Below are 26,026 nucleotides of genomic sequence, written 5' to 3'. Positions count from 1 at the left end.
GTTTTTCTTTTATGGACTATACGCTAGTACCACCTACTCCCAATTTTGACCGGTCGGTGCGACAATAAGATTAATCGCACAGTAAAAACATTAATAGCTTGAATAATAAACAAATGGAGTTGTAAGTGGTTTGCTTTATACCTTCAGGCTCAGCACCTTCATGGTTATACTTCCTTGACTAACATTTGTTGAGAACATCCATTGTGAACCTACTTGATACGTTTACTGAGCTAACCAGTATTTTCTTGTTTACCACCTGCTTTTTGTTTTTGGCCCGTAAGGTGGCGAAATATCTGGGATTAGTGGATAAACCCAACTTCCGTAAGCGCCACCAAGGTATGATTCCTCTGGTCGGGGGTATCTCTGTTTTCGCGGGTATCAGCTTTACCTTTGCAATCGCTGATTACTACATTCCGCATGCCAGGTTGTATCTGACCTGCGCGACGGTACTTGTCGTTGTCGGTGCTCTTGACGATCGTTACGATATTAGCGTCAAAATCCGCGCCTTTGTCCAAGCTGCGGTCGCTATCGCCATGATGGTATTCGCAAAGTTACATTTGAGTAGTCTGGGCTATATTTTTGGTTCCTGGGAGATGGTGCTCGGACCGTTCGGCTATTTCCTGACACTTTTTGCGGTATGGGTGGCGATTAATGCCTTTAACATGGTTGACGGTATTGATGGTTTGCTGGGAGGGTTGTCCTGCGTCTCATTTGCCGCAATAGGTTTCATTCTGTGGTTCGATGGACAATATAGCCTTGCGATGTGGTGTTTCGCCATGATTGCGGCCATCCTGCCTTATATCTTGTTAAATCTTGGCGCTTTGGGTCGGCGCTATAAAGTATTTATGGGTGATGCGGGCAGCACGCTTATCGGTTTTACTATCATCTGGATCTTGCTGGAAACCACTCAGGGTAACGTACACCCGATCAGCCCGGTAACGGCGTTATGGATTATCGCTATCCCATTAATGGATATGGTCGCGATTATGTATCGTCGCCTACGTAAAGGGATGAGCCCTTTCTCTGCTGACCGTCAGCATATTCATCATTTGATCATGCGCGCTGGATTCACTTCTCGGCAGGCATTTGTGCTTATTACGCTCGCTGCTGCTATTCTTGCGGGGATTGGCGTGACGGCGGAATATACCCATATTGTGCCTGAGTGGGTCATGTTGGTATTGTTCTTGCTTGCTTTTTCTCTCTACGGCTACTGCATTAAGCGCGCATGGAAAGTAGCGCGATTCGTAAAACGCATTAAACGCAGGATGCGTCGTAACAGTGGCAAAAATACAACATTAACTAAGTAAAACCGGGACTATGATGACTCAACCGTTGGCGGGAGCGAAATCAGTGGTAACTGAGAATGAACTGGATATTCGGGGTTTGTTTCGCGTGTTATGGGCAGGCAAACTTTGGATTGCGGGGATCGCGCTGGGGTTTGCACTGTTAGCGCTGGCCTACACCTTCTTTGCAAAACAGGAATGGAGTGCCACGGCAATTACAGACCGACCAACGGTTAACATGCTCGGCGGGTTTTATTCCCAGCAGCAGTTCCTGCGTAACCTGGATATCAAGGCGAATCTGGCGACACCCGATCAGGCTTCCGTTATGGATGAAGCCTATAAAGAATTTGTGATGCAACTGGCCTCCTGGGACACGCGTCGCGATTTCTGGTCCCAGACGGATTATTACAAGCAACGTATGGTGGGTAACAGCAAGGTTGATGCCGCGCTGTTGGACGATCTGATTAACAATATTCAGTTTATGCCGGGCGATGCGCTGCGTAACGTGAATGACAGCGTCAAGCTGATTGCAGAAACCGCGCCGGATGCCAACAACCTGTTGCGCCAGTATGTTGCGTTTGCCAGCCAGCGTGCCGCAAGCCATCTTAACGAAGAGCTTAACGGTGCCTGGGCAGCCCGTACCATTCAGATGAAAGCGCAGGTAAAACGTCAGGAGGAGGTGGCGAAAGCTATCTTCGCTCGCCGCGTACATAATATTGAGCAGGCGCTGAAAATCGCGGAACAGCGCAATATTTCCCGCAGCGAAACGGATGTTCCGGCAGATGAGCTGCCTGACTCTGAAATGTTCCTCCTGGGTCGTCCAATGCTGCAGGCACGTCTGGAAAATCTTCAGGCCGTTGGCCCCGATTTTGACCTCGATTACGATCAAAATCGCGCAATGCTCACCACCCTGAATGTTGGCCCAACGATGGACCCGCGTTTTCAGACCTATCGTTATTTGCGAACGCCTGAAGAGCCTGTAAAACGCGATAGCCCGCGTCGTGCATTCCTGATGATTATGTGGGGCATTGTGGGAGCACTGACGGGCGCAGGCGTGGCGTTAACGCGTCGCCGCACAAACTAAGAAAGCCGTTTACGATGAAGGCTGCGGCCTTCATCGCCTAATCGAAGAGAATCGATGTGAAAGTACTTACCGTATTTGGCACCAGGCCGGAGGCCATAAAAATGGCGCCTCTGGTTCATGCGCTGGCCAGCGATCCTGATATTGAAGCAAAAGTGTGCGTCACTGCCCAGCACCGTGAGATGCTCGATCAGGTCTTAACGCTCTTTTCCATCGTCCCGGATTACGATCTTAATATTATGAAGCCGGGGCAAGGGTTGACGGAGATAACCTGCCGCATTTTGCAAGAGCTCAAGCCGATCCTGGAGTCATTCAAGCCTGACGTAGTGCTGGTCCACGGCGACACCACCACCACCGTGGCGACGAGTCTGGCCGCGTTTTATCAGCGTATTCCTGTTGGACATGTTGAGGCGGGTCTGCGCACCGGTAACCTTTACTCGCCATGGCCGGAAGAAGCCAACCGTACGCTAACCGGGCATCTGGCGATGTACCACTTTGCACCCACGGAAAACTCGCGTCAGAACCTGCTACGCGAAAATATCGTCGATAACAAAATCTTTGTGACCGGCAATACGGTCATTGATGCCCTGATAGGCGTCCGCGATCGTATATTGGCAAATAGCTCCCTTCAGCAAGACCTCGCTGCCCGCTATCCATTCCTGCACAACGGCAAAAAAACCATCCTGGTCACCGGCCACCGTCGCGAAAGCTTTGGCCGGGGTTTTGAGCAAATCTGCCATGCACTGGCTGAAATTGCCGCGCAGAATGAAGATGTGCAGATTGTCTATCCGGTGCATCTCAACCCTAACGTCAGCGAGCCGGTTAACCGCATTCTGGGCCATGTCGACAATGTTCTGCTGATTGAGCCGCAGGACTACATGCCGTTTGTCTGGCTGATGAACCATGCCTGGCTGATCCTCACCGATTCCGGCGGAATTCAGGAAGAAGCGCCGTCCCTCGGTAAACCGGTACTGGTGATGCGTGAAACGACCGAACGTCCGGAAGCCGTCAAAGCGGGAACCGTGCGCCTGGTCGGAACCAACACGCAGCTAATTGTCGAAGAGGTCACGCGCCTCCTCCACGACGATGAAGCGTATCAGGCGATGAGCCGGGCCCATAATCCTTACGGAGACGGGCAGGCTTGTGGCCGTATTTTGCATGCACTTAAAAACAATCGGGTATCGCTATGAGTTTTACTACCATCTCTGTCATTGGTCTTGGCTACATCGGCTTGCCCACCGCGGCGGCGTTTGCCTCTCGTCAAAAACAGGTTGTCGGTGTGGATATCAACGCCCGCGCGGTGGAAACCATTAACCGTGGCGAAATTCATATTGTGGAGCCCGATCTTGACCGTGTGGTGAAAGAGGCGGTGGAAGGAGGCTTCCTGCGTGCCAGCACGACGCCTGTTGAGGCGGATGCGTACCTGATTGCCGTTCCAACGCCCTTTAAAGGCGATCACGAGCCCGACATGGTCTTCGTCGAGGCGGCGGCGAAATCCATTGCACCCGTGCTGAAGAAAGGGGCGCTGGTGATTCTGGAGTCGACCTCTCCCGTCGGTGCAACCGAGCAGATGGCACAGTGGCTGGCCGAAGCGCGCCCTGATTTACGCTTCCCGCAGCAGGCGGGCGAGCAGGCTGATATCAATATCGCCTACTGTCCGGAGCGCGTGCTGCCGGGCCAGGTAATGATCGAACTGATCAAAAATGACCGCGTCATTGGCGGCATGACGCCAGCCTGTTCCGAACGTGCCAGCGCGCTGTACAAGATTTTCCTCGAAGGCGAATGCGTGGTGACAAACTCCCGCACCGCTGAGATGTGCAAGCTGACGGAAAACAGCTTCCGCGACGTCAATATCGCCTTCGCGAATGAACTGTCGCTGATCTGCGCCGATCAGGGAATTAACGTCTGGGAGCTGATCGGCCTGGCGAATCGCCATCCGCGCGTAAACATTCTCCAGCCCGGTCCGGGCGTGGGCGGACACTGTATCGCCGTCGACCCGTGGTTTATCGTGGCGCAGAATCCGGCACAGGCTCGTCTGATCCGCACCGCGCGTGAAGTAAACGACAGCAAACCTCACTGGGTGCTCAATCAGGTAAAAACTACGGTGGCGGATTGTCTGGCAGAGAGCGGCAAGCGCGCCAGCGAGCTGAAAATTGCCTGCTTTGGTCTGGCATTTAAACCAAACATTGACGACCTGCGCGAAAGCCCGGCAATGGAAATTGCTGAGATGATTGCCGAATGGCATAAGGGCGAAACGCTGGTGGTCGAGCCAAATATTCATGAAATGCCGGCAAAACTGGCTGAGCACTGCACGCTGACGGCGCTGGACGATGCGCTGGCGACGGCGGATGTGCTGGTGCTGCTGGTGGATCATAAAGAATTTAAAGCGACGTCCGGGGATGCCGTTCGTCAGCAGTATATTGTGGATACCAAAGGCGTCTGGCGTTGAACAGTCTGCATGGGCAGCTCGAGTCTCTGGAGTGGGAGAGTGCCTTTTTCGGCCTGCCGTCGGCTATCGTGCGCCTGCGCGATGATGCGCCGGTACTGACTGAATCTGAGCTGACCGCCTGGCAACGGGTGCAGGCTAAGATCCCGGCGGACCGTGCTGACCTGCTCGACGCGCTCCAGCAGCACGGTTTTCAGCTGGTTGAAGGCGAGGTAGACCTTTCCATTACTCTCACCCGGCACGATGCGTCCGGCGCGGAAATTGCAACGGAACAGGACATCCCCGTGCTCCGTCAGATGGCGGCTCAGGCGTTTGCTCAGAGCCGCTTTCGCACGCCCTGGTACGCCCCTGACGATAGCGGACGTTTTTACGCCCAGTGGGTGGAGAATGCGGTCAAAGGAACCTTTGACCACGTTTGCCTGGTGCTTCGCGCAGGGGATGGTCAGATCCAGGGATTTGTCTCGCTGCGTAAGCTCAACGAGCGCGAGGCGCGTATTGGCTTATTAGCCGGGCGCGGTATGGGCGAGAAACTGATGCAGGCGGCGCTACACTGGGCGCAGCAGCAACAGCTTGTGACGCTGCGGGTGGCGACCCAGGTGGGCAACACCGCCGCGCTTAAACGTTATATTGCGAGTGGTGCCAACATCGACGCCACCGCCTACTGGTTATACAGGTGACAAGATGATTCCATTTAACGCACCACCCGTCGTCGGAACTGAACTGGACTATATGCAGTCTGCCATGGGCAGCGGCAAGCTCTGCGGTGACGGCGGTTTTACCCGTCGCTGTCAGCAGTGGATGGAGCAGCGTTTTCACAGTGCCAAAGTGCTGCTGACTCCGTCCTGTACGGCGTCGCTGGAAATGGCGGCCCTGCTGCTGGATATCCAGCCCGGCGATGAAGTGATTATGCCGAGCTATACCTTCGTCTCCACAGCGAATGCGTTTGTCCTGCGCGGGGCAAAAATCGTCTTTGTGGATATCCGCCCGGATACCATGAACATTGATGAGACGCTGATTGAAGCGGCGATCACCGACAAAACGCGAGCGATTGTACCGGTTCACTACGCGGGCGTGGCCTGTGAAATGGACGCCATCATGGCGATCGCCAAAAAACATAACCTGTTTGTGGTTGAAGATGCCGCGCAGGGTGTGATGTCCACCTACAAGGGACGCGCGCTGGGTACTATCGGCCATATCGGCTGCTTTAGCTTCCACGAAACCAAAAACTACACCGCGGGTGGAGAAGGCGGCGCGACGCTGATTAACGATCGCGCGCTGGTTGAACGTGCGGAAGTGATCCGCGAAAAAGGGACCAACCGCAGCCAGTTCTTCCGTGGCCAGGTAGATAAGTACACCTGGCGCGATATTGGCTCAAGCTATCTGATGGCGGACCTGCAGGCAGCGTACCTGTGGGCGCAGCTGGAAGCGGCGGAGCGTATCAACCTTCAGCGTCTTTCCCTGTGGCAAACGTATTACGATGCGCTTGAGCCTCTGGCAAAAGCCGGGCGTATTGAACTGCCAACCATCCCGGCAGACTGCGTCCATAATGCGCACATGTTCTACATCAAGCTGTGCGATAACGACGACCGCAGCCAGCTGATCGCCTGGCTGAAAGAAGCCGAAATTATGGCGGTGTTCCACTATATCCCGCTGCACTCCAGTCCGGCCGGAGAAGCGTTTGGCACGTTTGCGGGTGAAGATCGCTACACTACCAAAGAAAGTGAGCGTTTGCTTCGCCTGCCGCTGTTCTACAACCTCGCGCCAGTTAACCAGCGTACGGTGATCAATACCCTGCTGAGCTATTTCGGCTGATATGTCTCTGGCAAAAGCATCGGTGTGGACTGCCGCGTCCACACTTGTAAAAATTGGCGCCGGTCTGCTGGTCGTCAAGCTGCTGGCCGTCTCATTTGGCCCCTCCGGCGTGGGGCTGGCGGGTAATTTCCGCCAGCTTGTCACCGTCCTTGGCGTGCTGGCGGGTGCCGGTATCTTCAACGGCGTGACCAAATACGTTTCTCAGTACCGTGATGACGCGGCTCAGCTTCGCAGGGTGGTGGGCACCTCTTCGGCGATGGTCACGGGTTTTTCGACCCTGATGGCGATTGTCTTTCTTCTGGCGGCGGCCCCCATCAGCCAGGGCTTGTTCGGGCACACCCATTATCAGGGGCTGGTGCGTCTGGTTGCGTTGGTTCAGATGGGCATTGCCTGGGCTAACCTGCTGCTGGCGCTGATGAAAGGTTTTCGCGACGCGGCCGGGAACGCCCTTGCGTTAATCCTGGGCAGCGTCATCGGCGTGATTGCCTACTACTTCTGCTATCGCCTCGGTGGCTATGAAGGCGCGCTGCTCGGCCTGGCGCTGGTACCGGCGCTGGTCGTTATTCCCGCGGCGCTGATGCTGATGCGTCGGGGCGTCATCCCGCTGAGCTACCTAAAACCGCAATGGGATAAGGTCCTTGCCAGCCAGCTGGGTAAATTTACCCTGATGGCGCTCATCACCTCCGTTACGCTGCCCGTGGCCTACGTGATGATGCGAAACCTGCTGGCGGCGCATTACAGCTGGGATGAAGTCGGGATCTGGCAGGGTGTGAGCAGCATTTCCGACGCCTACCTCCAGTTTATTACGGCTTCCTTTAGCGTTTATTTGCTGCCAACATTATCGCGTCTGACGTCCAGGCAGGATATTACCCGTGAGATTTTCCGATCTCTGCGCTTTGTGTTGCCGGCTGTTGCGGCTGCCAGCTTTACCGTCTGGCTATTGCGCGATGTCGCCATCTGGCTGCTGTTCTCGGCAAAGTTCACCGCCATGCGCGATCTCTTTGCCTGGCAACTGGTGGGCGATGTGCTGAAAGTGGGGGCTTACGTTTTCGGCTATCTGGTGATCGCGAAAGCGTCCCTGCGGCTGTATATCCTGGCGGAAATTAGCCAGTTTGCGTTGCTGACCTCGTTCTCGCACTGGCTGATACCCGCGCACGGTGCGCTGGGGGCGGCTCAGGCCTACATGGCAACCTATATCGTTTATTTCGCTGCCTGTTGCGGCGTATTTTTATTGTGGCGTAAACGCGCATGACTGCACTGATTCACATCCTGGGATCGGATATCCCACACCATAACCAGACCGTTTTGCGGTTCTTCAACGACGAGCTGGCATCGGGTAATCCTGATGCGCGCGAGTTTATGGTTACAGGTCAGGATAAGGGCCTGAGCGCCGCATTTCCGGCGCTGAAGATGAGCTTCTGGCCGAATAAGGCCGCGCTGGCGAAGGCAGTTATTGCCAAAGCCAAAGCGGATCGTGACCAGCGATTTTTCTTCCACGGGCAGTTTAATACCGGCCTGTGGCTGGGACTCCTCAGCGGGGGGATCAAGCCTTCCCAGTGTAGCTGGCATATCTGGGGCGCCGATCTCTACGAAGTCTCCCGCGGCTGGAAATTCCGTCTTTTCTATCCGCTGCGTCGTATGGCACAGGGAAGGGTGGGCTGCGTTTTTGCTACCCGTGGCGATCTCAACTATTTTGCGAAGCAGCACCCAAACGTGCGCGGCGAACTACTCTATTTCCCGACCCGCATGGATCCGGCGCTGAACGCCATGGCGAATGACTCCACGGTGCGTGAAGGCAAGCTGACGATCCTGGTGGGGAACTCCGGCGATCGCAGTAACGAACATGTCGCGGCGCTCAGGGCGGTGCATCAGCAGTTTGGCGATACGGTAAACGTGGTGGTGCCGATGGGCTATCCCGCCAACAATGACGCCTACATTGATGAGGTTCGCCAGCAGGGGCTCGCCTTATTCAGCGCGGATAACTTGAATATTCTGCGGGATAAGCTGGAATTTGATGAATACCTTACGCTGCTGAGAAAATGCGACCTCGGCTATTTCATCTTTGCCCGTCAGCAGGGCATTGGCACACTGTGCCTGCTGATTCAGGCGGGGATCCCCTGCGTGCTCAACCGCGACAACCCGTTCTGGCAGGATATGGCCGAACAGCATCTTCCGGTGCTGTTCACTACCGATGTGCTCAATGAAGAGGTTGTTCGGGAAGCACAGCGGCAGCTGGCGCTGGTGGATAAAAATTCCATCGACTTCTTTAGCCCGAATTACCTCACGCCGTGGCACCGTGCGCTGCGTATCGCTGCAGGAGACAACGCATGAGCCAGTTGCAATTCAGCGGTTTGCTGGTCGTTTGGCTTCTGAGCGCCCTGTTTATCGCCACGCTCACCTGGTTTGAGTTCCGCCGCGTGCGTTTCAACTTTAACGTTTTCTTCTCGCTATTGTTTCTGCTGACGTTCTTTTTCGGTTTCCCGTTGACCAGCATTCTGGTCTTCCGTTTTGACGTGAGCGTCGCGCCGCCGGAAATTCTCCTCCAGGCGCTTCTGGCGGCGACCTGCTTCTATGCGGTGTACTACGTCACCTATAAAACGCGTCTGCGTTCAGCGCACGCCGACGCGCCGCGCCGGGCGCTTTTTACCATGAACCGGGTGGAGACCCATCTGACGTGGGTGATGCTGATGACGATTGCCCTGGTCAGTGTCGGCATCTTCTTCATGCATAACGGCTTCCTGCTTTTTAAGCTTCACTCCTACAGCCAGATTTTTTCTGCTGAAGTCTCGGGCGTGGCGCTTAAGCGGTTCTTCTACTTCTTCATCCCGGCGATGCTGGTGATCTTCTTCCTGCGCCAGGACAGCAAAGCGTGGCTCTTCTTCCTGGTCAGTACCGTCGCGTTTGGCATCCTGACCTACATGATTGTGGGCGGTACGCGCGCCAACATCATCATCGCCTTTGCCATCTTCCTGTTTATCGGCATCATCCGTGGCTGGATCTCGCTGTGGATGCTGGTTGCGGCAGGGGTGTTTGGCATTGTGGGGATGTTCTGGCTGGCGCTGAAGCGGTATGGAATGAACGTGGCGGGTGATGAGGCGTTTTACACGTTCCTCTACCTCACGCGCGATACGTTCTCGCCGTGGGAAAACCTGGCACTGCTGCTGCAAAACTACGACAAGATTGATTTCCAGGGGCTGGCGCCGATTGTTCGCGACTTCTACGTCTTTATCCCTTCCTGGCTATGGCCGGACCGGCCTGGCGTGGTGCTAAATACGGCGAACTACTTTACCTGGGAAGTGCTGAACAACCATTCCGGTCTGGCAATCTCGCCTACGCTTATCGGTTCACTGGTGGTGATGGGCGGGGCGTGGTTCATTCTGCCTGGAGCGGTTGCCGTGGGGTTGATCATAAAGTGGTTCGACTGGCTTTACCTGCGCGGCAACGAAGAGACCAACCGCTATAAAGCAGCCATTTTGCACAGCTTCTGCTTTGGTGCCATTTTCAATATGATCGTTCTGGCGCGCGAAGGACTGGACTCGTTCGTTTCGCGCGTGGTCTTCTTCATGGTGGTTTTCGGCCTCTGCCTGCTACTGGCCAAACTGTTGTACTGGCTGTTTGACAGCGCAGGGCTTGTGCACAAGCGCGAGCGGCAGGGCAGCACGACGCTGTCGCAAGTCTGAGTAAGGATAGTAATGACTGATAACATTTCTGCACCGCGCTATGCGCTACGTGGTCTGCAGCTTATTGGCTGGCGCAACATGCAGCACGCGCTGGATTTTCTGTTCGCCGACGGCCAGATGAAATCCGGCACGCTGGTCGCCATCAATGCGGAAAAGATGTTGGCCGTAGAAGATAACGCGGAGGTCAAAAGCCTGATCGGCGCGGCTGAATTCAAATACGCGGACGGGATCAGCGTGGTCCGCTCTATCCGTAAAAAGTACCCTGACGCTAATGTTTCCCGCGTGGCGGGTGCCGATCTCTGGGAGCAGCTTATGGCTCGCGCAGGCGCGCAGGGCACGCCAGTGTTCCTGATTGGCGGGAAGCCGGAGATACTGGCCCAGACCGAGGAGAAACTTCGTCGTCAATGGAATGTTAATATTGTCGGCAGCCAGGATGGTTATTTCAAACCTGAAGAACGGCAGGCTCTGTTTGAGCGCGTTCGCGACAGCGGGGCGAAAATTGTCACCGTGGCGATGGGTTCCCCGCGCCAGGAGATCCTGATGCGTGACTGCCGTCAGGTTTGTCCGGACGCTCTCTACATGGGCGTCGGCGGCACGTACGACGTCTTTACCGGCCACGTTAAGCGCGCGCCGAAGGTTTGGCAAAATCTGGGGCTGGAGTGGCTGTACCGCCTGTTATCGCAACCGACGCGCCTTAAACGACAGATCCGACTGCTACGCTACCTCGCCTGGCATTACACCGGGAAAATGTAATCAAAATGTAGCGCGATATGCTATTCGCGCTGCAACTCGCCTGCAAAACTGCTGATAATCTGTGCAATGCATTCATTTTTTTAATGCATCGTTTGCCATTTGGCAGATTTTAAGAAACCATTCGCTCCGTATTTTAGTACCCCTAAAAAACAATACCCGGCCTTAAGCCGGGAAACCGCAAACACAATCGAGGATCTATGGCAGAGAAAAAACCGGAGCTACAGCGTGGGCTGGAAGCTCGTCATATAGAACTGATAGCGCTGGGCGGCACTATCGGCGTGGGCCTGTTTATGGGCTCGGCAAGCACGCTCAAATGGGCAGGCCCTTCCGTATTACTGGCGTACATTATTGCCGGGCTGTTTGTTTTCTTCATCATGCGCTCCATGGGCGAAATGCTCTTCCTGGAGCCGGTAACCGGCTCCTTTGCCGTTTACGCGCATCGCTATATGAGCCCGTTCTTCGGCTATCTGACGGCCTGGTCATATTGGTTCATGTGGATGGCGGTGGGCATCTCGGAGATCACCGCGATAGGGGTCTACGTTCAGTTCTGGTTCCCGGATATGGTCCAGTGGATACCCGCGCTGATTGCCGTGGGGCTGGTGGCCCTGGCAAACCTGGCTGCCGTGCGTCTTTACGGTGAAATCGAGTTCTGGTTCGCAATGATCAAAGTCACCACCATTATCGTGATGATTGTCGTCGGCCTGGGCGTGATTTTCTTCGGCTTTGGCAACGGTGGACACGCTATCGGCTTTGGCAACCTGACCGAAAACGGCGGCTTCTTCGCCGGCGGCTGGAAGGGCTTCCTGACGGCGTTGTGTATCGTTGTGGCCTCGTATCAGGGCGTAGAGCTGATCGGCATTACCGCCGGTGAAGCGAAAAACCCGCAGGTTACGCTGCGTAGCGCGGTGGGCAAAGTGCTGTGGCGTATCCTGATTTTCTACGTGGGCGCGATCTTCGTCATCGTGACTATCTTCCCGTGGAATGAAATTGGCACGACGGGTAGCCCGTTTGTATTAACCTTCGCCAAAATTGGCATCACGGCGGCGGCGGGTATCATCAACTTTGTGGTCCTGACGGCAGCGCTGTCAGGCTGTAACAGCGGGATGTACAGCTGCGGGCGGATGCTTTATGCACTTTCAAAGAATAACCAGCTGCCTTCGGCGATGAGTAAAGTCTCACGTGCAGGCGTGCCGGTGGCTGGTGTGGCGGTCTCCATTGCTATCCTGCTGGTTGGCTCCTGCCTGAATTACATCATCCCTAATCCGCAGCGCGTGTTCGTTTATGTCTATAGCGCCAGCGTACTGCCGGGCATGGTGCCGTGGTTTGTGATCCTCATCAGCCAGCTGCGTTTCCGTCATGCGCATAAAAAGGCGATTGAAAGCCATCCGTTCCGCTCCATTCTGTTCCCCTATGCGAACTATTTGACGATGGCGTTCCTGATTTGCGTATTAATCGGGATGTACTTTAATGAAGATACCCGCATGTCGCTGTTTGTCGGGGTGATCTTCCTGGCGGCCGTGACGGCTGCTTATAAGCTTTTTGGCCTGGGTCGCCGTGCCACCACGCAGAAAGTGGAGGAATAAGCGGCAAAATGTGCAAACCATAACCAAACGCGCATTTTTTTCAAAAAAGCACTAGACAGCGGGGACGGAGGTACGTAATATCCAGCCCCGCAACGGCGCTAAGCGCCCGTAGCTCAGCTGGATAGAGCGCTGCCCTCCGGAGGCAGAGGTCTCAGGTTCGAATCCTGTCGGGCGCACCATTAACCCGGTGCTGGAGCTGCGGTGGTCTGAGAAGTAGTCAGTACCGCGTGAAAGAATACAGTGGTGGCTATAGCTCAGTTGGTAGAGCCCTGGATTGTGATTCCAGTTGTCGTGGGTTCGAATCCCATTAGCCACCCCATTATTTGAAAGAGTTGTGAATTGCGAAGGTGGCGGAATTGGTAGACGCGCTAGCTTCAGGTGTTAGTGTCCTTTGGATGTGGGGGTTCGAGTCCCCCCCCTCGCACCACGACTTTTTAAATGAATTGAACTAAAAATTCAAAAAAGCAGTACATCGGCGAGTAGCGCAGCTTGGTAGCGCAACTGGTTTGGGACCAGTGGGTCGGAGGTTCGAATCCTCTCTCGCCGACCAATTTTGAACCCCGCTTCGGCGGGGTTTTTTGTTTTCTGCCACTTTTTCACACTTGTAGTCATTCCCCGACAGCGTCCTGTTTCATTGTCGCGATTCAGCGACATATAATTATTTGAAAATAAACATATTTATTATCCATGGGTTTTGCTGTCTCCTCCTGGCGACATATTTCTGCATTGACCGATATGTTGTAGCGATTAAGACGGCGCCCAACAGCATAATTTCCTTTTATCTTAAAATGTTGCGTCATGTAAAACTTCTGGATGTCATGTTGGCACGTTACGTGCAATAATATACGCGTAGATGCTCATTCCATCTCTTATGTTCGCCTTAGTGCCTCATAAACTCAGGAATGACGCAGAGCCATTTACGGTGCTTATCGTCCACTGACAGATGTCGCTTCGGCCTCATCAGACACCATGGACATAACGTTGAGTGAAGCACCAAATATGTTGTCTTACAGACCTGTTTTAACGCCTGCTTTTATAGCAGGCGTTTTTTTATGTCTTATTCCCGATACCCACGCATGATCAGGGCGACCAACAGCAGGGCGGCTGACGAGACCGTATAGAGCGCCAGCACTGAGCCAAGCCCAACTGCCACCATCGCTGTAATGCCGGTGAAAAGAGAGGCGCTGAGCGTTTGCCAGCGCCAGGCTTTACCGCTGGCCGACGCGGTTTGCGTGATATGAAAACTGCTCAGTACGCCAAACGTGCCGGCCGCGAAGAGAACGTTCGAGGCTAAGTGCGCGATAAAAACCATCCCCAGCGCACATGCCATCCACCCGGACAATAATGGCAGCATTCCATAAGCGGCCAGAAAGATACCGAGACAAACGATGATTCGCGGCGTGTGACCGGCAAAGCGCGTCAGGCTCTCTTTTTTTAGCAGCATGGGGCCGCAAAGTTGTCCCATGCTCCTTGCGAAAAGCAGAGGCAGAGCAAGGCCCGCCGCATCCTGAGGATGGAGCTGCTGCGCCAGAGCCGGAAGTAGCGCCATAGCCGGTGAGCCGACGGCCGCCAGCGCCGGCAGAATGAGCAGGCTGCGCTTTTGCCGAACGGTCAACGTCCGCCAGCGCAGTGGCGCGGGGGCTGCCTCTTCTCTGGGGAGCGGTAGCAATGGCGCAGAAAACCGGCGTCCAGCCAGCCACAGCAGCAACAGCGACCCGAGAAAGCTGGCGGCATCAATAGCCAGCAAGGTAAACACGGAGGTCTGCTTGAACAGCATCACGCCGAGTCCGGTACCCAATAACACCTGAGAAGCAAAAATCACATTTTCCAGACAGGTCGCAGCAGGCAGCTCTGCTTCGCTAAGTCCGCGCTTAAAGAGCATTGTCAGCGCGGGCCAACTCATCCCGCTGAGCAGCGCTTCGGTGGATTGCACGGCGAGTAGTGAGGCAATGCTGTGATAACCCGCACCGAGAAGAGGGAAGAGCAGGGCGAGCAATCCCAGCCCCTCGGTCAGTATCAGCAGGGATAGCGGAGAATAGCGCGAGCACAGCTTTTCGCCGATCGCGCTGCCGATGAATCCCGGAACCGTAGCGAAAAGAAAAGCGAGGGTTAGCAGGGCGGGCGAGGCCGACCACGCTAACAGTAAACCAAATACCACGACCTGGGTTAAACCATTTCCCAGCGAAGAGAATATAAAAGCACAGGCAAGCAGGCGCAGCCAGCGGTGGCAGCGCAGCGCTTCAATAAGTGCATACAAAAGCGAGTTCATGAAGATTTCCTTTCAAAAACGATTTAATCCACGCTGCAGAAAGTGCGCGTGTGTGAAAAAAGGTTAATGAAAAGACATCGTTACATTGGCGGGTTCGTTTACAGATGTGGGTGTAAAGAATGTAGCAGGAGAAAGGCGATAAAAAAAGGAGGCCGTCTGGCCTCCTTTTTATTTATTGCGGGTTACCGTTATTTTGCAGCGTCAGCAACAGCCCATCGCGGCGCATGGCGGCTGCCTCTTCCGGCTTATGCTGCTTGTCCAGCGTATCGGCAAGCCACGCGTAGTCAAAGGCATCAGGACGCTGCTTCAGCGCCGCGCGGAAGGCGAGGCTCGCCTCCTGCCATTCACCGTGCTTCATCAGCGACTGACCGAGCGTGCTCCACAGCAGCGGGCGGTCGCCGACGTTTTTAATCTGCTGACGCAGCACTTTCTCGACTTGCTCAGGGTTGTTGGTTTTCAGGCGCGGGATCACCATCACCAGACGATCGTCGTACTGGCGCTTCAGGCCGTCGAGAAGGATCTCCTGTGCGGTGTCGTGATCGTCACATTCAATCAGATGTTCCGCCATCGCCACCTGCAGAGGGATCTGCTGGCGCGTTTTACGGCTCTGATTCTTCCACCACGTTTTCAGACCGTCGCTGCCCAGATCGGCGCGCGCCTGATCCATCAGGCCAATCCACGCCAGGCGCTGAAGCTCATCACGATGTTCATCATCACCGACCTCGGCCTTCGCCATCGACGGAATGATGTCCAGCAGCGAGCCCCACGCGCCGGTACGAATATAGGCCTGCTCGGCAAGACGCAGCACTTCCGGATGGCGTGGCGCGACTTCCAGCAGGCGGTCAATACCGTGGCGAGCCGCGTGATCTTCATTGCGCGCCAGCTGCAGACGAACGCGCGTAATTTCCACCGGAATCGGGTCGCCATGCGCCAGCTCTGCCGCCCGCTCCAGGTGCTGATTGGCGCGGGCTTCGTCACCGCGCTGCTGCGCCGCTTCGGCAGCCAGCAGATAGTTCACCACCGGCTGTTCGGCATGATCGGCGTTTTTCGACATCAGCTTTTCAACCTGCTGATAGTCACCCTCTGCAAGCTTAAGCAGCGCCTGTTCGGTCTGTTTGCGGGCGCGGCGACGCTTGCGGCCAACGAACCAGCCGCGCGTATGGGCACCGGTGCGGAAAATACGACGCAGGATCCACTCGAGAGCAAACAGCACCACCACGCCGAGGATCAGAATGATCGCCAGACCCGTTACGCTGGTTTCAATGTTGTAGTTATCGGTCTGGATCAGGACGTAGCCCTGATGACCGGCAAGCATTGGCCCCAGGACGATCCCGGCGATCAGCAGGATAAAGAGTAAGAGGACTTTTAGCATCGTTACTCTCCCTGCGGCGCGCTTTCAGGCGCGGGTGCGGAAGCAGGAGCGGCTGCCGCTCCGCCCGTCTGCTCTGCCGGTACGCCCGGCTGCGCCAGCAGGTTACGCACGCGCGTCTGCATCAGCTTCTCCAGAATCGGCTGGCTTTCCAGCTTATCCGGCACGTTCATGGTGATGTTCTGCTGGCTCAGTTTATCAATGTCTTCGAGGAAGGCGGTGGTCGTCGCATCATCGGTGTTGTAGTAAGCGCGTACCCACGTTGAGACGTTATCCAGCGCCTGCTTGTAGGTCTCTTCCTGATGACGCGGCACGGCCTGTGCCGCTACCAGCAGACGGGAACGAATGTTTTCCCGCAGATAGATATCCTGGTTCGGCGCCAGCAGCGGTACGGCGGTTTCGTCGCGGCGGCGGATGGTGATAAAGCTGTCCATAAAGTTTTGCCAGCTTTTTTGCAGGTTCACGCGCCATTCGCTCAGGGAGGTGGAAAGCTCGGTGCCGTCGGAGTCCATCGGGGAGTCGTCGTCGTTGTTATCCGCCAGCTGCAGGTTATCAATCTGATTCGAAAGCTGGTTCACTTTAAGGATAATGCCGTCGTAGTCCACCTGTGAGACGGCGGAGAGGCTGGCGATGTCTTCGGTGATCGCACGACGTGCGGTGATGAGGCTTGGGTCGTTCATGTCTGCCAGGCTTGCATCAGCGCTTTTCAGCAGCGCGGCGGCAGTGGTGACGTCCTGATCGCTCCAGAGCTTGCGTCCGGCGAGCTTCACCAGGAAATCAGCCTGCGAGAGCAGCCAGGTTTTGGCATCGGTGCCGGAAATCGTGGCGACTTTCTGCTGCACTTCGCCCAGCTGTTTGGTCAGCTCTTCCTGTTTGCTGTTCGCATCGGCAAGCGCGGCGGCCTGCTGTTTAATCACGGTTTCCAGTTCGGTTTTTTGCGTCTCCTGCGCTTTTTGCAGGGCAGTGAGCTGATTCACCAGCGCATCGCTGGTGGACGTCTGGTTAGCACCCTGTTGCTTCACCAAACCGTACAGGCCAACACCTGCTGCCAGCGCAATGGCGATGGCAATCGCGCTCAGCGTGAGGCTCGTTTTGTTGCTGCCGTTTTTCTTCTCAGCGGTTTTCTCAGTCGTCTCTGGCTGTGGCGTTGTCTCCACAGTCTCCCTGGTCTCTTCAACCACGGCGGAGGATTTATCGTGTTCCGTCATTATGGCTTCCCATTTGAGAGTTATTGTAATGCGCGCAGCAGCGCATCGTTGTCAGCGTTATCAGCGATCCGAATATCATGCCAGCCCAGCTCCCGGGCCTGGTTCGCCAGACGCTCACTGACGACCAGAAGCCGACAGTGGAGTAACCAGTTTTCACGATACCATTGCGGCACAAGTGACCAGAGCTGCTGGAGCATTTCACCGCTGGTTACGACCAGGGTCGTAATACCGCGCGTATGCCAGCGCATCGCCTCTTCTGCACCGTCGTAATGTTTTGCACAACGCTGGTAGCACTCGCAGAACGTGACGTTAGCCCCGCGCTCGCGCAGCGTTTCACCCAACAGTTCGCGCCCGCCGTTACCGCGTAAAATCAGCGCACGTTTTCCGGCAATGGTTTGTAATTCAGGTAATTGTAGCAAGACTTCACTGATTTCCCGATCTAACGGGTAACGAACATCCGCGTCGCTTACGGTATGCAGCGCCAGCGCCGTTGTACGGCCAATCGCGAAATAGCGCGGAGCGGTTGGCCAGGACAGCCCCTGCAGCTGCAGCTGCGCGTGGGCAAATTCCACGGCATGTTGCGACAGTGCAAACAGCAGGTCGCCTTCCTGAAGGGTATTCATCTGGTCGGCAAGCGCAGAGAGCTCCCGACCCGGGGAGAATTCAATAAGCGGAAAACTCCAGGCCACCCGCCCCAGTGCGCGCAGACGGCTCACTAATTGCTCTCCTGCGGGAGAAGGGCGGGTGACGAGAATACTCATGCAGGGGGTTCTCCATTATAAACGTCAGCCAGAATCTGGCGGGCACCGTTATCCAGTAACTCTTCTGCCAGCGAAACGCCAAGCTGTTCGGCATCTTGCGCTTTACCGCGACGCTCGCCGCGCACCATCTGCGAACCGTCCGGGGCACCCACCAGCGCGCGCAGCCACAGTTCGCCATTCGTCAATTCAGCATAGCTGCCAATCGGAACCTGGCATCCCCCTTCGAGGCGGGTATTCATAGCACGCTCGGCTTTAACGCGGGTAGCGGTCTCGTCATGGTTCAGCGGGGCAAGCAGTTCGCGGGTACGCGTATCGTCCAGACGGCACTCAATGCCAACGGCACCCTGGCCAACGGCCGGCAGCGACAGCTCTGGCGGTAACGCCACGCGAATGCGTTCCTCTAGCCCCAGACGTTTCAGGCCTGCAACAGCGAGAATAATGGCATCGTAATCGCCGTTATCCAGCTTGCCCAGACGCGTGCCGACGTTCCCGCGCAGCGAGCGAATGATCAGGTCAGGACGACGCTCCGCCAGCTGACACTGACGGCGTAAACTGGACGTGCCAACCACGCTACCCTCAGGCAGCGCATCGAGCGAATCGTAGTGGTTAGAGACAAATGCGTCACGCGGATCTTCGCGCTCGCAGATGGTCACCAGCCCCAGCCCTTCCGGGAACTCGACGGGCACGTCTTTCATCGAATGTACGGCGATATCGGCGCGGTTCTCAAGCAATGCCAGTTCCAGTTCTTTGACAAACAGGCCTTTACCGCCCACTTTCGCCAGCGGCGTATCCAGGATCACGTCACCGCGCGTGACCATTGGCACCAGTTCGACGCGCAATCCACTGTGGCAGGCTTCGAGGCGCTGCTTAACATAATGTGCCTGCCAGAGCGCGAGAGGGCTTTGGCGTGTGGCAATTCTCAAAACATTGTCTAACATGCTTGTTACCGTCATTATCAATCGCTAACCATCCTAACATTGTTGACTCTGGGATGGCAGTTTTACGGTTGATGAAGCGTGAGAGGGACAAGGCGGCGTATTCGTCGGCCATAGCCGTATTCAGGAATTTACACGTACAGAACGGTGCTACACTTGTATGTAGCGCATCTTTCTTTACGGTCAACCGGCAAGGTGTTAAATTGATCACGTTTTAGACCATTTTTTCGTCGGTACCACCATAATGATAAGGGCGAAAAAGGGTAACGGTTATCTTTTTGAAATACTGCGGGCCCGCTGTTATTCGTGTTTTGAATAGCTTGCGCCACCCGGAAACATCAGGCGATACGTCTTGTACCTCTATATTGAGACTCTGAAACAGAGACTGGATGCCATAAATCAACTGCGTGTGGATCGCGCGCTTGCTGCCATGGGCCCTGCTTTCCAGCAGGTATACAGTCTGCTGCCGACATTATTGCACTATCACCATCCGCTAATGCCTGGCTACCTTGACGGTAACGTTCCCCAGGGCATTTGCCTTTTCACGCCTGATGAAACCCAACAGCATTATCTGAACGAGCTTGAGCTCTATCGCGGCATGCCGCCACAGGAGTCCCCGAAAGGTGAACTGCCGATTACCGGCGTTTACTCTATGGGGAGTACCTCATCGGTAGGGCAAAGCTGTTCTTCAGACCTGGATATCTGGGTCTGTCATCAATCCTGGCTCGATAACGAAGAGCGTCAGCTTCTGCAGCGTAAATGCAGCCTGCTGGAAAGCTGGGCGGCGTCGCTTGGCGTGGAAGTGAGCTTCTTCCTGATTGATGAAAACCGTTTCCGCCATAATGAAAGCGGCAGTCTGGGTGGTGAGGACTGCGGCTCGACCCAGCACATCCTGTTGCTGGATGAATTTTACCGTACGGCCGTTCGCCTGGCCGGGAAGCGTATTCTGTGGAATATGGTCCCGTGCGATGAAGAAGAGCATTACGACGATTACGTCATGTCGCTCTATTCGCAGGGCGTACTGACGCCAAACGAATGGCTGGACCTCGGCGGCCTGAGCTCTTTGTCAGCGGAAGAGTACTTTGGCGCAAGCCTCTGGCAGCTTTATAAGAGTATCGACTCGCCGTACAAAGCGGTGCTGAAAACGCTGCTGCTGGAAGCCTATTCCTGGGAATACCCAACACCACGCCTGCTGGCGAAAGATATCAAGCAGCGTCTGCACGATGGGGAGATCGTCTCCTTCGGGCTGGACGCCTACTGCATGATGCTGGAGCGCGTGACCGAATACCTGAAAGCCATTGACGACACCACGCGTCTTGACCTGGTGCGTCGATGTTTCTATCTCAAAGTGTGTGAGAAATTGAGCCGCGAGCGCGCCTGCGTGGGCTGGCGTCGTGAAGTGGTTAGTCAGTTAGTGAAAGAGTGGGGATGGGACGAAGCGCGTCTGTCCATGCTCGACAACCGGGCCAACTGGAAAATCGATCAGGTGCGTGAAGCGCACAACGAACTGCTCGATGCGATGATGCAAAGCTACCGTAACCTGATCCGCTTTGCGCGCCGTAACAACCTCAGCGTTTCCGCCAGCCCGCAGGATATCGGGGTGTTGACCCGTAAGCTGTACGCCGCGTTTGAAGCGCTGCCGGGTAAAGTTACCCTGGTTAACCCGCAGATTTCGCCTGACCTGTCTGAACCGAATCTGACCTTTATCTATGTCCCGCCGGGTCGCGCGAACCGCACCGGGTGGTATCTTTACAACCGTGCGCCAAGCATGGATTCAATTATCAGCCATCAGCCGCTGGAATATAACCGCTATCTGAACAAGCTGGTGGCCTGGGCCTGGTTCAACGGTCTGCTGACTTCGCGTACCCGCCTGTTTATCAAAGGCAACGAGGTGGTTGATCTCGCTAAGCTGCAGGAGATGGTGGCGGATGTTTCACACCACTTCCCGCTGCGTTTGCCTGCGCCAACGCCGAAGGCGCTCTACAGCCCGTGTGAGATTCGTCATCTGGCGATCATTGTTAACCTGGAGTACGACCCGACGGCGGCCTTCCGCAATCAGGTGGTCCATTTTGACTTCCGCAAGCTGGACGTCTTTAGCTTTGGCGAGCAGCAAAATTGCCTGGTGGGCAGCGTGGATCTGCTTTACCGCAACTCGTGGAACGAAGTGCGTACCCTGCACTTCAACGGCGAGCAGGCGATGATCGAAGCGCTGAAAACTATTCTCGGCAAGATGCATCAGGATGCCGCGCCGCCGGACAGCGTGGAAGTGTTCTGCTATAGCCAGCACCTGCGCGGTTTAATCCGTACCCGCGTGCAGCAGCTGGTTTCAGAGTGTATTGAACTGCGTCTCTCCAGCACACGTCAGGAAACCGGACGCTTTAAAGCGCTGCGCGTCTCCGGCCAGACCTGGGGACTGTTCTTCGAACGTCTCAACGTGTCGGTACAGAAGCTGGAAAACGCCATCGAGTTCTACGGCGCGATTTCGCATAACAAGCTGCATGGCCTGTCGGTGCAGGTGGAAACCAACCACGTTAAGCTGCCGCAGGTGGTGGACGGCTTTGCCAGTGAAGGGATTATTCAGTTCTTCTTCGAAGAGTCGGGCGACGATGCCGGTTTTAACATCTACATTCTGGATGAGACCAACCGCGCCGAGGTGTATCACCATTGTGAAGGCAGTAAAGAGGAGCTGGTGCGCGACGTCAGCCGCTTCTACTCCTCTTCCCATGACCGTTTCACCTACGGCTCAAGCTTTATCAACTTTAACCTGCCGCAGTTCTACCAGATTGTGAACGTCGATGGTCGTACGCAGGTGATTCCGTTCCGGACCCAGGCCGTCACGCCTGTCGCGCCTGCAAATCAGGACACCGCGCCACTGCTGCAGCAGTATTTCTCCTGAGCCTTTTCGCCGGGTGGCGCTGACGCTTACCCGGCCTACGGTCCGAGCCGTTATAGGCCCGGTAAGGCGTAGCCGCCACCGGGCAACAAAACTACCTGAAACTCACTTTCTCACCCGCCTGCGCGGTCGCCGCCTGTTCCAGCAGATCCCAGAACGTGACGCCGCTACGGTCGCAAACCCATTCCCCGTCTTTCAGATCGAAATGATAGCCGCCCTGTTTAGCTGCCAGCCATACCTGGTGAAGCGGCTCCTGGCGGTTAATAATAATTTTGCTGCCATTTTCGAAGCTCAGGGTCAGAATACCGCCGTTGATTTCACAATCGATATCGCTGTCGCCGTCCCAGTCGTCAAGACGCTCTTCGATGGTCATCCACAGGTTGTCGGCAAGGCGATGGAATTCACTGTCGTTCATGGTTTTGTTCCTGTTTTTCGTGATGCCGGCAGTATAACCCTAAATAAATCCCGTTGCAGGAAAGCGGCAAACTCTTGCTTTTGTGTCTTCTCCTGCGATGATAGAAACAGATTTGAACTTACGGGCAACTTTATAATGAAAAACGCTTTCCGAACGCTTGCCGTTCTCATCACGCTGTTTAGCCTGACTGGCTGCGGACTGAAGGGACCCCTGTACTTCCCGCCAGCGGATAAAACCGCGCCGCCGCCGACGAAACCTGTGAACAGCGGCATTGAGTCATCTACGCCAGATACTAACGATCGTGGCAACAACGGTGGTCCGACTCAGGTAAATCTCTGACGACAACGTTCTGTACCCGCGCAATGGAGCAAATGATGCAGTTCTCTAAAATGCATGGCCTTGGCAACGATTTTATGGTCGTCGACGCGGTAACGCAGAATGTGTTTTTCTCCCCGGAACTGATCCGTCGCCTGGCGGATCGGCATCTGGGCGTGGGGTTCGATCAGCTGCTGGTGGTTGAGCCACCGTACGATCCCGACCTCGATTTTCACTACCGCATATTTAACGCGGACGGCAGCGAGGTGAATCAGTGCGGCAACGGCGCGCGCTGTTTCGCCCGCTTTGTTCGCCTGAAAGGGCTGACCAACAAGCGTGATATTCGCGTCAGCACGGCCAATGGCCGCATGGTGCTCAGCGTCACCGACGATGAGCTGGTGCGCGTGAACATGGGCGAGCCGAACTTCGAGCCCTCCGTCGTGCCGTTTCGCGCAAACAAAGCGGAAAAGACCTATATTATGCGTGCGGCCGAGCAGACAGTATTGTGCGGCGTCGTCTCCATGGGTAACCCGCACTGCGTGATTCAGGTTGATGATGTGGAAACTGCCGCCGTCGAAACGCTCGGCCCGGTGCTGGAAAGCCACGAACGTTTCCCGGAGCGCGCGAACATCGGTTTTATGCAGGTGGTGAAGCGCGAGCACATCCGCCTGCGGGTTTACGAGCGCGGCGCGGGCGAGACGCAGGCCTGCGGAAGCGGTGCCTGTGCGGCAGTGGCCGTGGGCATCTCTCAGGGGTTACTGGCTGAAGAAGTTCGCGTGGAGTTACCGGGCGGTCGGCTTGATATCGCCTGGAAAGGACCGGGTCATCCACTGTATATGACTGGCCCGGCGGCACATGTCTATGACGGGTTTATCCATCTATGAAACAACCAGGGGAAGAACTGCAGGAAACAGTGACGGAGCTGGACGACAGAGCTGTTGTTGATTATCTGCTGCGCAATCCTGAGTTTTTTATTCGCAATGCACGCGTCGTCGAAGAGATGCGTGTGCCGCATCCGGTTCGCGGAACCGTGTCGCTGGTCGAATGGCACATGGCGCGCTCGCGCAACCACATTAATCAGCTTGAAGAGAACATGACGCTGCTGATGGAACAGGCTAGCACTAACGAAAGCCTGTTCTATCGTTTGCTGCATCTGCAGGCGCGTCTGGCGTCGGCGCACAGTCTCGAAGAATTCCTCAGCCGCTTCCATCGCTGGGCGCGCGAGCTTGGGCTGGCGGGCGCAACGATCCGTCTTTTCCCTGACCGCTGGCGCATTGGCGCACCGTCGGGGTTTACTCATCTGGCAATTAGCCGTCAGGCGTTTGAACCGTTACGCATACAGCGTCTGGGCCATGAGCATCACTACCTGGGGCCATTGAACGGACCTGAACTGCTGGTGGTGTTACCCGAAGCTAAAGCGATAGGCTCGGTAGCGATGTCGCTGATGGGGCGCGATGGCGATCTGGGCGTGATGTTATTTACCAGCCGAGACGCACATCACTATGAGCAAGGGCAAGCCACGCACCTGCTGCAGGAGATTGCCCTGATGCTGCCTGAGCTGCTGGAGCGCTGGATTGAGCGCGTATGACGGACGCACTGCTCGCCACTGACGTCTCGCGCTTTCTGCGCTATCTGGGCGTGGAGCGTCAGCTTAGCCCCATTACCCTGCTCAACTACCAGCGTCAGCTTGATGCCATCATGCAGATTGCCGACGAAATCGGCCTGAAAAGCTGGCAACACTGTGACGCTGCGACGGTTCGCGGGTTTGTCGTGCGTAGCCGTAGAAAAGGATTAGGCCCGGCAAGCCTGGCGCTCAGGCTCTCTGCGCTGCGCAGCTTCTTCGACTGGCTGGTCAGTCAGGGAGGCTTAAAAGCCAACCCGGCAAAGGGGATCGCCACGCCAAAAGCGCCGCGCCATCTGCCTAAAAATATCGACGTCGACGACGTAAACCGCCTGCTGGATATCGACCTAAACGATCCGCTGGCCGTGCGCGACCGCGCGATGCTGGAGGTGATGTACGGTGCCGGGCTGCGTCTTTCAGAGCTGGTTAATCTTGATTTAAAACACCTCGACCTGGACACCGGCGAAGTGTGGGTCATGGGCAAGGGGAGCAAAGAGCGCCGCCTGCCGATTGGCCGCAATGCGGTATCCTGGATTGAGCACTGGCTTGACCTGCGCGGGCTGTTTGGCGCAGAAGAGGATGCGCTGTTCCTGTCGAAACTCGGCAAGCGGATTTCGGCGCGTAACGTGCAGAAGCGATTTGCGGAGTGGGGCATTAAGCAGGGGCTGAACAGCCACGTTCACCCGCACAAGCTGCGTCACTCCTTTGCGACACACATGCTTGAGTCGAGCGGCGATCTGCGCGGCGTGCAGGAGCTGCTTGGCCACGCGAATCTGTCGACCACTCAAATCTATACCCACTTAGACTTCCAACACCTTGCCTCGGTGTATGACGCGGCGCATCCACGCGCCAAACGGGGGAAATAATGCGTTTTTATCGCCCACTCGGTCAGATTTCAGCCCTGACGTTTGACCTTGATGACACCCTATATGACAACCGCGAAGTGATCCTGCGTACCGAGCAGGAGTCGCTGGCGTTTGTCCAGAACTACCATCCGGCGCTGAAGACGATGCAGAACAAGGATTTCCAGACGCTGCGTCAGTCCCTGCGGGAGACCGAGCCGGACATTTACCACGATGTGACCGAATGGCGTCGCCGCGCGGTTGAGCAGGCGATGCTCAACGTGGGTCTGAGCGCGCAGGATGCGGCCATTGGGGCCGAAGCGGCAATGGAAAACTTCGCCAAATGGCGCAGCCGTATCGACGTGCCGCAGGAGACCCACGACACGCTGGCGAAGCTTGCCGAAAAGTGGCCGCTGGTGGCCATCACCAATGGCAATGCCCAGCCTGAGCTGTTTGGCCTCGGCGATTACTTTGAATTTGTGCTGCGTGCCGGCCCCCACGGGCGCTCCAAGCCGTTTAGCGATATGTACCATCTGGCAGCGGAAAAACTGAATCTGTCGCTGGGTGAAATTCTGCACGTGGGGGATGACCTCACCACAGACGTGGCGGGTGCCATTCGCTGCGGCATGCAGGCCTGCTGGATCAAGCCGGAAAACGCAGACCTGATGATCGCCTCCGATAGCCGTCTTCTGCCACACCTGGAAATTTCGCGGTTGGCATCCCTCACGACGCTGATATAATCATCAATTGTTCTGTATAA

23 protein-coding genes and 4 tRNA genes are annotated in these 26,026 nt (G+C 55.9%); 21 read left to right on the top strand and 6 right to left on the bottom strand.

Annotation, left to right across the window (positions count from 1 at the left end; all coding sequences use genetic code 11):
- Positions 1 to 203: 203 nt before the first annotated feature.
- The 15 genes from wecA (at position 204) to AC3WOK_RS22995 (ending at position 13,188) form a co-directional block, all read left to right on the top strand.
- Positions 204 to 1,307, top strand: coding sequence for a UDP-N-acetylglucosamine--undecaprenyl-phosphate N-acetylglucosaminephosphotransferase (gene wecA, locus AC3WOK_RS23065; RefSeq protein WP_059311517.1), 1,104 nt, complete (start codon positions 204 to 206; stop codon positions 1,305 to 1,307).
- A gap of 13 nt (positions 1,308 to 1,320) precedes the next feature.
- Entirely contained in the window at positions 1,321 to 2,367 is a 1,047-nt protein-coding gene (gene wzzE, locus AC3WOK_RS23060) for an ECA polysaccharide chain length modulation protein (protein ID WP_492355164.1), read from the top strand.
- A 56-nt stretch (positions 2,368 to 2,423) separates the two neighbouring features.
- Complete coding sequence (gene wecB, locus AC3WOK_RS23055) at positions 2,424 to 3,554, top strand: non-hydrolyzing UDP-N-acetylglucosamine 2-epimerase (protein WP_492355158.1); 1,131 nt, start codon at positions 2,424 to 2,426, stop codon at positions 3,552 to 3,554.
- A complete protein-coding gene (wecC, locus tag AC3WOK_RS23050) occupies positions 3,551 to 4,813 on the top strand; it encodes a UDP-N-acetyl-D-mannosamine dehydrogenase (RefSeq protein WP_492355157.1) in 1,263 nt (420 codons plus the stop codon). The genes wecB and wecC overlap by 4 nt, the downstream gene beginning before the upstream one ends.
- Entirely contained in the window at positions 4,810 to 5,487 is a 678-nt protein-coding gene (gene rffC, locus AC3WOK_RS23045) for a dTDP-4-amino-4,6-dideoxy-D-galactose acyltransferase (protein ID WP_492355156.1), read from the top strand. Before wecC ends, rffC begins: the two co-directional genes overlap by 4 nt.
- Positions 5,488 to 5,491: 4 nt before the next feature.
- A complete protein-coding gene (rffA, locus tag AC3WOK_RS23040) occupies positions 5,492 to 6,622 on the top strand; it encodes a dTDP-4-amino-4,6-dideoxygalactose transaminase (protein WP_059311522.1) in 1,131 nt (376 codons plus the stop codon).
- Between the two features lies 1 nt (position 6,623).
- Entirely contained in the window at positions 6,624 to 7,874 is a 1,251-nt protein-coding gene (gene wzxE / locus AC3WOK_RS23035) for a lipid III flippase WzxE (RefSeq protein ID WP_063958139.1), read from the top strand.
- Complete coding sequence (locus AC3WOK_RS23030; RefSeq protein ID WP_492355155.1) at positions 7,871 to 8,953, top strand: TDP-N-acetylfucosamine:lipid II N-acetylfucosaminyltransferase; 1,083 nt, start codon at positions 7,871 to 7,873, stop codon at positions 8,951 to 8,953. Before wzxE ends, AC3WOK_RS23030 begins: the two co-directional genes overlap by 4 nt.
- On the top strand, positions 8,950 to 10,302 hold the full coding sequence (gene wzyE / locus AC3WOK_RS23025) for an ECA oligosaccharide polymerase (RefSeq protein WP_047345468.1): 1,353 nt from the start codon (positions 8,950 to 8,952) through the stop codon (positions 10,300 to 10,302). Before AC3WOK_RS23030 ends, wzyE begins: the two co-directional genes overlap by 4 nt.
- Positions 10,303 to 10,314: 12 nt before the next feature.
- Positions 10,315 to 11,055: a lipopolysaccharide N-acetylmannosaminouronosyltransferase gene (gene wecG / locus AC3WOK_RS23020; RefSeq protein ID WP_063432477.1), complete on the top strand. Its 741-nt coding sequence runs from the start codon at positions 10,315 to 10,317 to the stop codon at positions 11,053 to 11,055.
- A gap of 197 nt (positions 11,056 to 11,252) precedes the next feature.
- The gene (gene thrP, locus AC3WOK_RS23015; protein WP_059311527.1) at positions 11,253 to 12,638 is read left to right on the top strand and encodes a bifunctional threonine/serine APC transporter ThrP; all 1,386 of its coding nucleotides are present in this window, start codon (positions 11,253 to 11,255) and stop codon (positions 12,636 to 12,638) included.
- Positions 12,639 to 12,740: 102 nt separating this feature from the next.
- A tRNA-Arg gene (locus AC3WOK_RS23010) sits at positions 12,741 to 12,817 on the top strand.
- A gap of 64 nt (positions 12,818 to 12,881) precedes the next feature.
- A tRNA-His gene (locus tag AC3WOK_RS23005) sits at positions 12,882 to 12,957 on the top strand.
- Positions 12,958 to 12,979: 22 nt separating this feature from the next.
- A tRNA-Leu gene (locus tag AC3WOK_RS23000) sits at positions 12,980 to 13,065 on the top strand.
- Between the two features lie 46 nt (positions 13,066 to 13,111).
- Positions 13,112 to 13,188, top strand: a tRNA-Pro gene (locus AC3WOK_RS22995).
- Positions 13,189 to 13,695: 507 nt separating this feature from the next.
- Here AC3WOK_RS22995 and AC3WOK_RS22990 read toward each other — a convergent pair.
- The 5 genes from AC3WOK_RS22990 to hemC form a co-directional block, all read right to left on the bottom strand.
- Positions 13,696 to 14,907 (bottom strand): MFS transporter, encoded by a 1,212-nt coding sequence (locus tag AC3WOK_RS22990; RefSeq protein ID WP_492355154.1) that lies wholly within the window; start codon positions 14,905 to 14,907, stop codon positions 13,696 to 13,698.
- 172 nt (positions 14,908 to 15,079) lie between these two features.
- On the bottom strand, positions 15,080 to 16,279 hold the full coding sequence (gene hemY / locus AC3WOK_RS22985) for a protoheme IX biogenesis protein HemY (protein WP_059311529.1): 1,200 nt from the start codon (positions 16,277 to 16,279) through the stop codon (positions 15,080 to 15,082).
- A 2-nt stretch (positions 16,280 to 16,281) separates the two neighbouring features.
- Positions 16,282 to 17,484, bottom strand: a complete 1,203-nt coding sequence (hemX, locus tag AC3WOK_RS22980) for a uroporphyrinogen-III C-methyltransferase (RefSeq protein WP_492355153.1) — start codon at positions 17,482 to 17,484, stop codon at positions 16,282 to 16,284.
- A 20-nt stretch (positions 17,485 to 17,504) separates the two neighbouring features.
- Positions 17,505 to 18,245, bottom strand: coding sequence for a uroporphyrinogen-III synthase (gene hemD, locus AC3WOK_RS22975; protein WP_492355152.1), 741 nt, complete (start codon positions 18,243 to 18,245; stop codon positions 17,505 to 17,507).
- On the bottom strand, positions 18,242 to 19,183 hold the full coding sequence (gene hemC, locus AC3WOK_RS22970; RefSeq protein WP_492355151.1) for a hydroxymethylbilane synthase: 942 nt from the start codon (positions 19,181 to 19,183) through the stop codon (positions 18,242 to 18,244). Before hemC ends, hemD begins: the two co-directional genes overlap by 4 nt.
- A 349-nt stretch (positions 19,184 to 19,532) precedes the next feature.
- On the opposite strand from hemC, the gene cyaA reads away from it, so the two are divergent.
- Positions 19,533 to 22,076: a class I adenylate cyclase gene (gene cyaA / locus AC3WOK_RS22965; RefSeq protein ID WP_047345460.1), complete on the top strand. Its 2,544-nt coding sequence runs from the start codon at positions 19,533 to 19,535 to the stop codon at positions 22,074 to 22,076.
- 91 nt (positions 22,077 to 22,167) lie between these two features.
- On the opposite strand, the gene cyaY is transcribed toward cyaA, so the two are convergent.
- Entirely contained in the window at positions 22,168 to 22,488 is a 321-nt protein-coding gene (gene cyaY / locus AC3WOK_RS22960; protein ID WP_059311533.1) for an iron donor protein CyaY, read from the bottom strand.
- 135 nt (positions 22,489 to 22,623) lie between these two features.
- On the opposite strand from cyaY, the gene lptM reads away from it, so the two are divergent.
- Genes lptM through yigB form a run of 5 tightly spaced genes read left to right on the top strand, consistent with a single transcriptional unit; the run spans position 22,624 to position 26,006 of the window.
- On the top strand, positions 22,624 to 22,827 hold the full coding sequence (gene lptM, locus AC3WOK_RS22955; RefSeq protein ID WP_013099260.1) for an LPS translocon maturation chaperone LptM: 204 nt from the start codon (positions 22,624 to 22,626) through the stop codon (positions 22,825 to 22,827).
- Positions 22,828 to 22,862: 35 nt separating this feature from the next.
- On the top strand, positions 22,863 to 23,687 hold the full coding sequence (gene dapF / locus AC3WOK_RS22950) for a diaminopimelate epimerase (RefSeq protein ID WP_008501545.1): 825 nt from the start codon (positions 22,863 to 22,865) through the stop codon (positions 23,685 to 23,687).
- The gene (locus tag AC3WOK_RS22945; RefSeq protein ID WP_047345458.1) at positions 23,684 to 24,391 is read left to right on the top strand and encodes a DUF484 domain-containing protein; all 708 of its coding nucleotides are present in this window, start codon (positions 23,684 to 23,686) and stop codon (positions 24,389 to 24,391) included. Before dapF ends, AC3WOK_RS22945 begins: the two co-directional genes overlap by 4 nt.
- Positions 24,388 to 25,290 (top strand): tyrosine recombinase XerC, encoded by a 903-nt coding sequence (gene xerC / locus AC3WOK_RS22940; protein WP_059311535.1) that lies wholly within the window; start codon positions 24,388 to 24,390, stop codon positions 25,288 to 25,290. The genes AC3WOK_RS22945 and xerC overlap by 4 nt, the downstream gene beginning before the upstream one ends.
- Positions 25,290 to 26,006 (top strand): 5-amino-6-(5-phospho-D-ribitylamino)uracil phosphatase YigB, encoded by a 717-nt coding sequence (yigB, locus tag AC3WOK_RS22935; RefSeq protein WP_492355150.1) that lies wholly within the window; start codon positions 25,290 to 25,292, stop codon positions 26,004 to 26,006. The genes xerC and yigB overlap by 1 nt, the downstream gene beginning before the upstream one ends.
- The last annotated feature ends 20 nt before the right edge of the window (positions 26,007 to 26,026 follow it).

It is taken from the genome of Enterobacter sp. FW301-JW81, assembly GCF_058788735.1.
Note: the sequence above shows the minus strand (reverse complement) of the source record. Positions and strands in the feature narration are given on the sequence as shown.

Bases quoted from the DNA above. Each gene is read 5' to 3' on its own strand.
- wzzE (WP_492355164.1), top strand. From the start codon at position 1,321: ATGACTCAACCGTTGGCGGGAGCGAAATCAGTGGTAACTGAGAATGAA.
- wecC (WP_492355157.1), top strand. From the start codon at position 3,551: ATGAGTTTTACTACCATCTCTGTCATTGGTCTTGGCTACATCGGCTTG.
- rffA (WP_059311522.1), top strand. From the start codon at position 5,492: ATGATTCCATTTAACGCACCACCCGTCGTCGGAACTGAACTGGACTAT.
- wzxE (WP_063958139.1), top strand. From the start codon at position 6,624: ATGTCTCTGGCAAAAGCATCGGTGTGGACTGCCGCGTCCACACTTGTA.
- AC3WOK_RS23030 (WP_492355155.1), top strand. From the start codon at position 7,871: ATGACTGCACTGATTCACATCCTGGGATCGGATATCCCACACCATAAC.
- wzyE (WP_047345468.1), top strand. From the start codon at position 8,950: ATGAGCCAGTTGCAATTCAGCGGTTTGCTGGTCGTTTGGCTTCTGAGC.
- wecG (WP_063432477.1), top strand. From the start codon at position 10,315: ATGACTGATAACATTTCTGCACCGCGCTATGCGCTACGTGGTCTGCAG.
- thrP (WP_059311527.1), top strand. From the start codon at position 11,253: ATGGCAGAGAAAAAACCGGAGCTACAGCGTGGGCTGGAAGCTCGTCAT.
- AC3WOK_RS22990 (WP_492355154.1), bottom strand. From the start codon at position 14,907: ATGAACTCGCTTTTGTATGCACTTATTGAAGCGCTGCGCTGCCACCGC.
- hemY (WP_059311529.1), bottom strand. From the start codon at position 16,279: ATGCTAAAAGTCCTCTTACTCTTTATCCTGCTGATCGCCGGGATCGTC.
- hemX (WP_492355153.1), bottom strand. From the start codon at position 17,484: ATGACGGAACACGATAAATCCTCCGCCGTGGTTGAAGAGACCAGGGAG.
- hemD (WP_492355152.1), bottom strand. From the start codon at position 18,245: ATGAGTATTCTCGTCACCCGCCCTTCTCCCGCAGGAGAGCAATTAGTG.
- hemC (WP_492355151.1), bottom strand. From the start codon at position 19,183: ATGTTAGACAATGTTTTGAGAATTGCCACACGCCAAAGCCCTCTCGCG.
- cyaY (WP_059311533.1), bottom strand. From the start codon at position 22,488: ATGAACGACAGTGAATTCCATCGCCTTGCCGACAACCTGTGGATGACC.
- lptM (WP_013099260.1), top strand. From the start codon at position 22,624: ATGAAAAACGCTTTCCGAACGCTTGCCGTTCTCATCACGCTGTTTAGC.
- dapF (WP_008501545.1), top strand. From the start codon at position 22,863: ATGCAGTTCTCTAAAATGCATGGCCTTGGCAACGATTTTATGGTCGTC.
- AC3WOK_RS22945 (WP_047345458.1), top strand. From the start codon at position 23,684: ATGAAACAACCAGGGGAAGAACTGCAGGAAACAGTGACGGAGCTGGAC.
- xerC (WP_059311535.1), top strand. From the start codon at position 24,388: ATGACGGACGCACTGCTCGCCACTGACGTCTCGCGCTTTCTGCGCTAT.
- yigB (WP_492355150.1), top strand. From the start codon at position 25,290: ATGCGTTTTTATCGCCCACTCGGTCAGATTTCAGCCCTGACGTTTGAC.